The sequence below is a fragment of the Desulfocurvus sp. genome (assembly GCF_023230885.1).
In the GTDB taxonomy this organism is placed as follows: domain Bacteria; phylum Desulfobacterota; class Desulfovibrionia; order Desulfovibrionales; family Desulfovibrionaceae; genus Desulfocurvus.
In genome coordinates this window covers 20,258-27,344 of the sequence record NZ_JALNWM010000011.1, presented here as the reverse complement: position 1 = coordinate 27,344, position 7,087 = coordinate 20,258, and the positions used below count along the sequence as shown (strand labels likewise).

At 70.6% G+C, this 7,087-nt stretch carries 8 protein-coding genes; all 8 read right to left on the bottom strand.

The features are described from left to right. Positions 1-526: 526 nt before the first annotated feature. The 8 genes from M0P34_RS01680 to M0P34_RS01645 all read right to left on the bottom strand — a co-directional run bounded on the left by M0P34_RS01680 (position 527) and on the right by M0P34_RS01645 (position 7,032). Complete coding sequence (locus M0P34_RS01680) at positions 527-1,231, bottom strand: hypothetical protein (protein ID WP_291495679.1); 705 nt, start codon at positions 1,229-1,231, stop codon at positions 527-529. A gap of 42 nt (positions 1,232-1,273) precedes the next feature. Next, complete coding sequence (locus M0P34_RS01675) at positions 1,274-1,420, bottom strand: hypothetical protein (protein ID WP_291495677.1); 147 nt, start codon at positions 1,418-1,420, stop codon at positions 1,274-1,276. Between the two features lie 3 nt (positions 1,421-1,423). After that, positions 1,424-1,699: an HU family DNA-binding protein gene (locus M0P34_RS01670; protein WP_291495675.1), complete on the bottom strand. Its 276-nt coding sequence runs from the start codon at positions 1,697-1,699 to the stop codon at positions 1,424-1,426. 108 nt (positions 1,700-1,807) lie between these two features. Continuing rightward, the gene (locus tag M0P34_RS01665; RefSeq protein ID WP_291495673.1) at positions 1,808-2,641 is read right to left on the bottom strand and encodes a MinD/ParA family protein; all 834 of its coding nucleotides are present in this window, start codon (positions 2,639-2,641) and stop codon (positions 1,808-1,810) included. A 6-nt stretch (positions 2,642-2,647) separates the two neighbouring features. After that, positions 2,648-3,505 (bottom strand): GGDEF domain-containing protein, encoded by an 858-nt coding sequence (locus M0P34_RS01660; RefSeq protein ID WP_291495671.1) that lies wholly within the window; start codon positions 3,503-3,505, stop codon positions 2,648-2,650. Next, a protein-coding gene (gene prfB, locus M0P34_RS01655; protein WP_291495669.1) for a peptide chain release factor 2 occupies positions 3,483-4,602 on the bottom strand; the annotation gives its coding sequence in 2 pieces (ribosomal slippage) (positions 3,483-4,526 and positions 4,528-4,602; 1,119 coding nt in all). The genes M0P34_RS01660 and prfB overlap by 23 nt, the downstream gene beginning before the upstream one ends. 47 nt (positions 4,603-4,649) lie before the next feature. Next, positions 4,650-6,251, bottom strand: coding sequence for an apolipoprotein N-acyltransferase (gene lnt / locus M0P34_RS01650; protein WP_291495667.1), 1,602 nt, complete (start codon positions 6,249-6,251; stop codon positions 4,650-4,652). Beyond that, positions 6,187-7,032: a hemolysin family protein gene (locus M0P34_RS01645; protein ID WP_291495665.1), complete on the bottom strand. Its 846-nt coding sequence runs from the start codon at positions 7,030-7,032 to the stop codon at positions 6,187-6,189. Before M0P34_RS01645 ends, lnt begins: the two co-directional genes overlap by 65 nt. Positions 7,033-7,087 lie beyond the last annotated feature (55 nt).

Genomic DNA, 7,087 nt, shown 5'->3' with positions numbered 1-7,087 from the left:
TGTTCCGTGCAGGACGGCGGAATCATGGCCGCTTTCCGGGCCGATGGCAAGGGGGGAGCGCGTACGGCGTGTGCGGTTTCGTGGCTTCGGCGCGCCGGGGGCCCTGGACGGCCCGCCGGGGCGACGGCGCTTCCGGGTGGGCCGCGAGGCGCTGGCCGGGCCGGGGCGGGGTGCGGCCCGGCCCGGGGTCCGGGGGCCGTCGGAGGCGCGCCGGGGCTGCGGAGTTGGGGAAGGGGCGCACCTGCGCGGCCGGGGCCCGGGGGGCGCGATTCGGGAAGGAGGGCGGCCACCCGGCGTGCCGGTGCGGGGATGCCCGTGGGGCGGGTCATGAGCGCAGGGGCCGTGCGGCCCCTCGCGGCCTTACGCTACGATCAGGGTTTCAGGGGAAAAATGCCTCCGGTCGGAGGCGGCCCAAGGTGAGGCAACGTGGCCGTCTTGCGCGGGTGCGGCACTGCCCGGGGATGAAGGCATGGGAGGTTGCCCGCTCGGCCCTGACCGGTCAGGTGGGAGGTCTTGCGACTCACACCTAGCGGGGCAGATCCAGGCCGCCGAGCAGCGCCTCCACGGCCGGGTCGGCGGGGAAGGCGTCGGAGAGATTGAGGAAATCCAGGCGCAGGTTTTCGTCCCGGACCCACCTCCACCCGGGGGTGCGCGCGGGCCACGCGGCGATGCGGATGACGTGCAGGGCCTTGCCCTGGCCGTAGCTGCGGGCCAGGAAGGTCTTGCCGTCGTCGCTGAAGCGCCCGGCCACCCCGGGGCCCGGGCCGGAGCCCAGCAGGATGTCGACCACCGGGCCCGCCGTGCGCAGGAAGTGGTCCTCGGCCAGGTCGCCCCAGGGGCTCAGGGCGACCACCAGGCGTGTGCGCGCGGCCAGGCCGCGGGCGAGGTCGGCCACCAGGCGGACGGTATCGTCCGGCGGGGTCAGGGCGCCGGAGGGCAGGACGGGGAGCAGGATGACCCCCACCTCGCCGCCCGGCACGGGCAGGACGAGGGCGCGCGGCGCGGAGCCCGGGGCCTGCGCCGGGGTCTGGGCCCCGGCGGCCGCGAGCCACGCTGCCTCGGGCCCGGCGAGGGCCAGCAGGTCCGGCGCCAGGGCTTTGTGGGCGGCCGCCAGGGCCCGGGCCAGGGCCGGGGTGTGCTTCGGCCCCGGCCCGGCCGGGGGCAGGAATTCGTACGGCCCGGCCAGATAGAGGACGGGCGTGTGGTCAGGCCCTTGCCTGAGCCCGCGCAAGGCTGTGGCGCGCCTGGCCAGGCCGCCGAGGGTCTTGCCGCCTCAGGTGGGGCAGGGGGCGAATTCCCCCTGCGTGTTGGCGGAGAAGACCAGGGTCAGGGCGTCCCGCGCGTCCTGGGCGAGGGCGGGGGCGGCGCGGAAGAGGAGCGCGAGGAGCAGCGGGAGGAGCAGACGGGGCAGGACGCGCATGGCCTACTTGTTGACGTATTCCTTGAGTTCCTTGCCCGGGCGGAAGAAGGGCAGCTTCTTGGGGCTGACCTGGACGACCTCGCCGGTCTTGGGGTTGCGGCCGGTGTAGCCGCCGTAGTCCTTGAGCTTGAAGCTGCCGAAGCCGCGGATTTCCACGCGCTCTTCCTTGATGAGCGAATCCTTGATGGAGTCGAAGAAGGTGTTGACCACCAGCGCCGCCTCGTCAACGTGGATGTCGTTCTTTTCGGCCAGGGTCTTGATGAGTTCGCTTTTGTTCATGCAGTTCCTCCTCCGGGGTTGCCCGCCTGCGCCGGAAGTGGCCGCCCGGGGGTGGCCACGCAGGACTAACGGTACAACATTGCCTAATCGTGGCGTTTTTTGCAAGCGCTATTGTACATTGGGGCCGGAGGGTACGTCCAGCCCGCTGCCGCCGCCGATTTCGGGCAGCTGCGCGTCGCGCATGCGCTTCATGCGCACGGCGATTTGCAGGATGTCGCGGCCCGCGTCGCTGCCGGGGGCGAGCTTGAGCAGGGGCGTCTGGCGGATCACCGCGCGGGGCACCGCCGGGTCCGAGCGCACGCACCCGGCGTACTTGATGTCCAGGTCCAGGAAACGGGCGCAGGCGGCGTGCAGGCGCTCGAAGCTGCGCTTCCCCTCCTCGGCGCTGGCGGCCATGTTGACCACCACCTGGAAGTCGCGCACGCCGTGGCTGGTGAGCATGACCTTGATCATGGCGTAGCCGTCGGTGAGGGAGGTGGGCTCGGGAGTGATGACCACCAGCCGCTCGCGGGTCATGGCCGCGAAGCGCAGCACCGTGCGGCTGATGCCCGCGCCCAGGTCCAGCAGCAGGAAGTCGTAGCCGCCGATGAGCGCGTTCAGGCGCTCGAAGAGCAGGGCCTGAACGTCCTCGTCCAGGTCGATGAGCTCCGGCACGCCCGAGGCCGAGGGCAGGAAGTCGAAGCCGCCCGGCTCGATGGGCACGACCACGTCGTCCGGCCGGGTGTCGGGGCTCAGCAGGTCCTGGAGGTTCTTGTCCGGGGTCAGGCCCAGGAGCACGTCGAGGTTGGCCAGCCCGAGGTCGCAGTCCATGAGCAGCACGCGGTGGCCGCCCCGGTGCAGGGCGTAGCCCAGGTTCAGGGCCAGGTTGGTCTTGCCCACGCCGCCCTTGCCGCTGACCACGGCGAAGCTTGCGGCCTTGTTGGGGATGTTGGTTCCGGACATCTGCGCTCAGCTCCCTGTGAAGAGAAATTTCTTTTCGTTGGCGGCCACGAGGCTCTCGCGCCGGGGCGGTTGCAGGTCGGCCAGGGGCGCGGCCACCACGCGGTCCTTGCCCTGGGCCTTGGCCTCGTAGAGGGCCTTGTCGGCCAGGGCGTAGAGCTCCTGGGCGGACATGTCGCCGGGGCCCCGGCGGCAGGCCAGCCCGGCGGAGCAGGTCACCCGGATGGGCGGCGCCTCGGGGCAGGCGACGGACCGGGTGCGCATGGCGTCCAGGATGCGCTCGACGATGCCCCGGGCCTTGGAGAGCCCGGTTTCGGGCATGACCAGGGCGAATTCCTCGCCGCCCAGGCGGGCCGCCACATCGTAGCTGCGGGTCCCTTCGAGCAGCACCCGGGCCAGGGCCGTCAGCACCTCGTCGCCGCAGGGGTGGCCGTAGGTGTCGTTGACGGCCTTGAAATCGTCGAGGTCGAACATGGCCAGGGCCAGGGCCGCGCCCGAGCGCCGCGCGCGCTCCAGCTCGCGGGCCAGGATGCGGTCGAAGGCCCGGCGGTTGCGCAGGCCGGTCAGCGGGTCGTGCTCGGTCTGGAAGGCCAGGTCGTTGAGCACCTGCTGGAGGCGCGCCAGGAAGGGGAACTCGGCCCTGGCCAGGGGCAGGGCCAGCCAGTCCTGGAGCCCGTGGCGCGCGGCCAGCTCGGGCCACTGGTCCAGGCGCAGCCCCGGGCACAGGCGCAGCAGGCCGAGCACGTCGGGCGCGTCCTCGCCGGGGCAGCCGTGGCGTCCCAGCAGGCTGCGCAGGGCCTCCAGCTCGGCCAGAAGTTCGCGGCCGTGGGGGAAGGCGGGGGTGTCAGTCGCTGGTTTTCCTGGCATGCTCACTCAGAAGCTGGTTGCGGATCAGGGTGTCCAGATCCCCGTCGAGCACGGCGTCGACGTTGGTCATTTCCGTGGCCGAGCGGTGGTCCTTGACCAGCCGGTAGGGTTGCAGGGTGTAGGTCCTGATCTGGCTGCCGAAGTTGATGGCGTCCTTGGTGGCGTAGTCGGCGGCTTTGGCGTCGGCGAGCTTGCGCAGCTCCAGTTCGTAGAGCCTGGCCTTGAGGATTTTGTAGGCCGTCTCCTTGTTGCGGAACTGGGATTTTTCGTTCTGGCAGGAAACCACGATGCCCGTGGGTTCGTGGGTCAGGCGCACGGCCGAGCTGGTCTTGTTGACCTTCTGGCCGCCCGGCCCGCTGGCGCGGAACACGTCCACCCGCACCTCCTCCTCGTCGATCTCGATTTCGATGTCTTTGCCCGCGTCGGGGTAGACATCCACCGAGGCGAAGGAGGTGTGCCTGCGGCCGGACGAGTCGAAGGGCGAGATGCGGATCAGGCGGTGGATGCCCTTTTCGGCCTTGAGGTGGCCGTAGGCGTAAGGCCCTTCGACCAGCAGCGAGGCGCTCTTCACGCCGGCCTCCTCGCCGGGCAGCAGGTCCAGCACCTTGACGCTCAGGTCGTGGCGTTCGGCCCAGCGCTGGTACATGCGCACGAGCATTTCCGCCCAGTCCTGGGCCTCGGTGCCGCCCGCGCCGGGATGGATCTCCAGGATGGCGCTGCCAGCGTCCTCCTGGCCCGCGAGCAGGGTGCGCAGCTCGGTGTCGCCCAGGCGTTCCTCCAGCAGGCGGACCTGTTCGTCCAGGGCTTCGAGCATCTCGGGGCTTTGGTCCTCGGCGGCCATGACCAGCCATTCGTCCAGGTCGGTCTTGGCCTTGTGGAGCTTGTCCCACAAGTCCACGAGGTCGGCGATGCGGCTTTTTTCCTGGAGCAGGGGTTTCAGGGCCTCGGGGTCGTCCCAGGCGCCGGGGCTGGCCAGGATGGCTTCGATCTCCGCCAGCCGGGCCACCCTGCGGTCGCGGTCAAAGACGCCCCCAGAGGGTGGTGAACTGTTGCTTGAGGTTCTGGCCTTGGGTCTTGAGGTCGGCGTATTGAAGCATACGGGGCTGTCCCTTTGGTTCGAGGCTGTGCGTGCGAACCCGTAATGTTAGCCCGAAGCGCCGCCTTGCGCAAGCCGCGCGGGGGTGCGCCGTTTTTCGAGCAGGGCCAGGGCCGCGCACAGCCCCAGGCCCAGGGCCAGGGCCGCGCCCAGGCCCATGCGGTGGCGATGGAAAAAGGTCGTCTCGGCCACCAGGGGCAGGTCCTGGCCGCGGTAGGCGGCGGCGATGAACTGGCCCCCGGCCGCCAGCAGCCGCCCGCGCGGGTCGATGAAGGCCGAGATGCCCGTGTTGGTGCAGCGCACCAGGGTCCGGCGCTGCTCCACGGCACGCAGCACGCTCATGGCCAGGTGCTGGCGCGGGGCCGAGGTCCGGCCGAACCAGGCGTCGTTGGAGATGTTCACCAGCAGGTTCGCCCCGGCTGCCACCCTGGCCTGGGCCAGCTCGGGGAAGATCGTCTCGTAGCAGATGAGCACACCCAGGCGCAGGGGGCCGTGCTCCAGGGGCGCGGTGGACACGCCGGGGACGAAATCGCCCGCGCCGTGGGCCAGCTTCTTGAGGAAGGGCAGGTACCTGCCGAAGGGCACATACTCGCCGAAGGGCACGAGGTGCTCCTTGTCGTAGCTGCCCAGGGTGGCGCCGTCGGCGTCGAGGAGCACGGCGCGGTTGTGCATCAGGAAGGTCTGGGTGTCGGCCTCGAAGGTGTAGGCCGGGGTGCCGGTGAGCAGCGGGGTCTTGGCCTGGCGCACGGCCTGGCGCACGGCAACGCTGAAGCTGCTGGGTTCCTGCATGTAGAAGGGCAGGGCCGTCTCGGGCCAGACCACCAGGTCGGCGGGCGCGTCGCGCAGGCCGTTTTCGGTGATGGCCGCGTAGCGCCGCACGGTGGACAGCCGGTAGAGCTCGTCCCATTTGAGGCTCTGGTCCACGTTGCCCTGGGCGATGACCACGCTGGCCTTGCCCGTGGCCGGAACGGGCTGGGCCAGGACCCAGGCGCCCCAGGCCGGGAGCAGCGCCAGCACGGCCAGCGCCGTTGCCCGGGCCCGCAGGGTCGGGCCCGTGGCCGCCAGGGCCGCCGCGCCCGCCAGGACGCCCGAAAGCCCGGCGGCCCCCAGCCAGGCCGCGCCCTGGATGGCGGCGGGCCAGGGCGTGAAGGCCGAGGCCAGCGCCAGCCAGGGGAAGCCCGTGAACAAGACGCCCCGGGCGGCCTCCAGCAGGGCCCACAGGCCCCCGGCCCACAGCGCCGCCAGGGCCCAGTGCAGCCGCGCGCCCACGGCGTGCACGCCCAGGGCGAAGAGCCCGGTGTAGCCGCCAAGGACAAGGCCCACCAGCACCGGGCAGGGCGCGGCCAGCAGCCAGGGCAGGTCGCCGTAAATGCGCACGGGCAGGGCGATCCAGTACAGCCCGGCGGCATAGGCCGCCGCGCCGATGAGCCAGCCCCGGCGCAGGGCAAGGCCCGCCGAGGGCGCGCGCAGGCCCGCAAGGGCGCAGGCCCCCGGCAGCAACAGCGCCAGGGGCGGGATGTGCGCTACGGGGTTGGCGAAGCCGAACCAGGTGCCCGTCAGGGCCAGGAGCAGCGCAAGGGCGAAATCAGTGGTTGCGTGCCGCCGGGCTGTCGCCGCGGCGGAGCACAATCCAGTGAATCTGTTTTGCATCCGCTTCCTTGACCGTGAGGGTATGGCCGTCGATGGCGAAGGATTCCTCGGGATCGGGCACCCGCCCGGCCAGTTCGCAAAGGAAACCGCTGACGGTTTCCACCTGGTCGGAGGTCAGGGACAGGCCCATGCGCTCGTCCAGTTCCTCCAGGGGCGTGCGCCCCGAGACCAGGACGGAGCCGTCCTCCAGGGTCTGGATGTCCTCGGGGCGCGGCGTGTCGTATTCGTCCTCGATCTCGCCGACGATCTCCTCCAGCACGTCCTCGAAGGTCACCAGGCCCGAGGTGCCGCCGTACTCGTCCAGGGCGATGGCCAGGTGGATCTTGTTGGAGCGGAAGACCTGGAGCATGTCGTAGACGTTCTTGGTCTCGGGGATGAACAGCGGCTCGCGCATGATGGTCTCGGCCCGGGCCGGGCGCGGGAATTCGTCGGGCTGGGTCAGGGCCCGCAGCACGTCCTTGGCGTGGACGATGCCCACCATGTTGTCGCGGTTTTTGCGGTAGACGGGGATGCGGCTGTGGCCGCTTTCGGCGATGAGCAACGCCATCTCCTCGATGGAGTTGTCCGCCGGCGCGCAGACGATGTCCGTGCGCGGAATCATGATTTCGGTGACCTGCCTGCGCGACAGGCGCAGGACGTTGAGCAGCATTGCCGATTCCTCGCCCCGCAGCTCGCCGTCCCGTTGCGCTTCGAGGATGAAGCGCTCGACCTCCGAATCGTCGGTCTTGCGGAACAGCCTGCCCATCAGGGCGGAGAACAAACTGCCAGAATCGTCGTCCAACTCGAACCTCCCGAATGCGTCTTGTTTTTCCACTTATACGGAGTTGTCCGGGCTT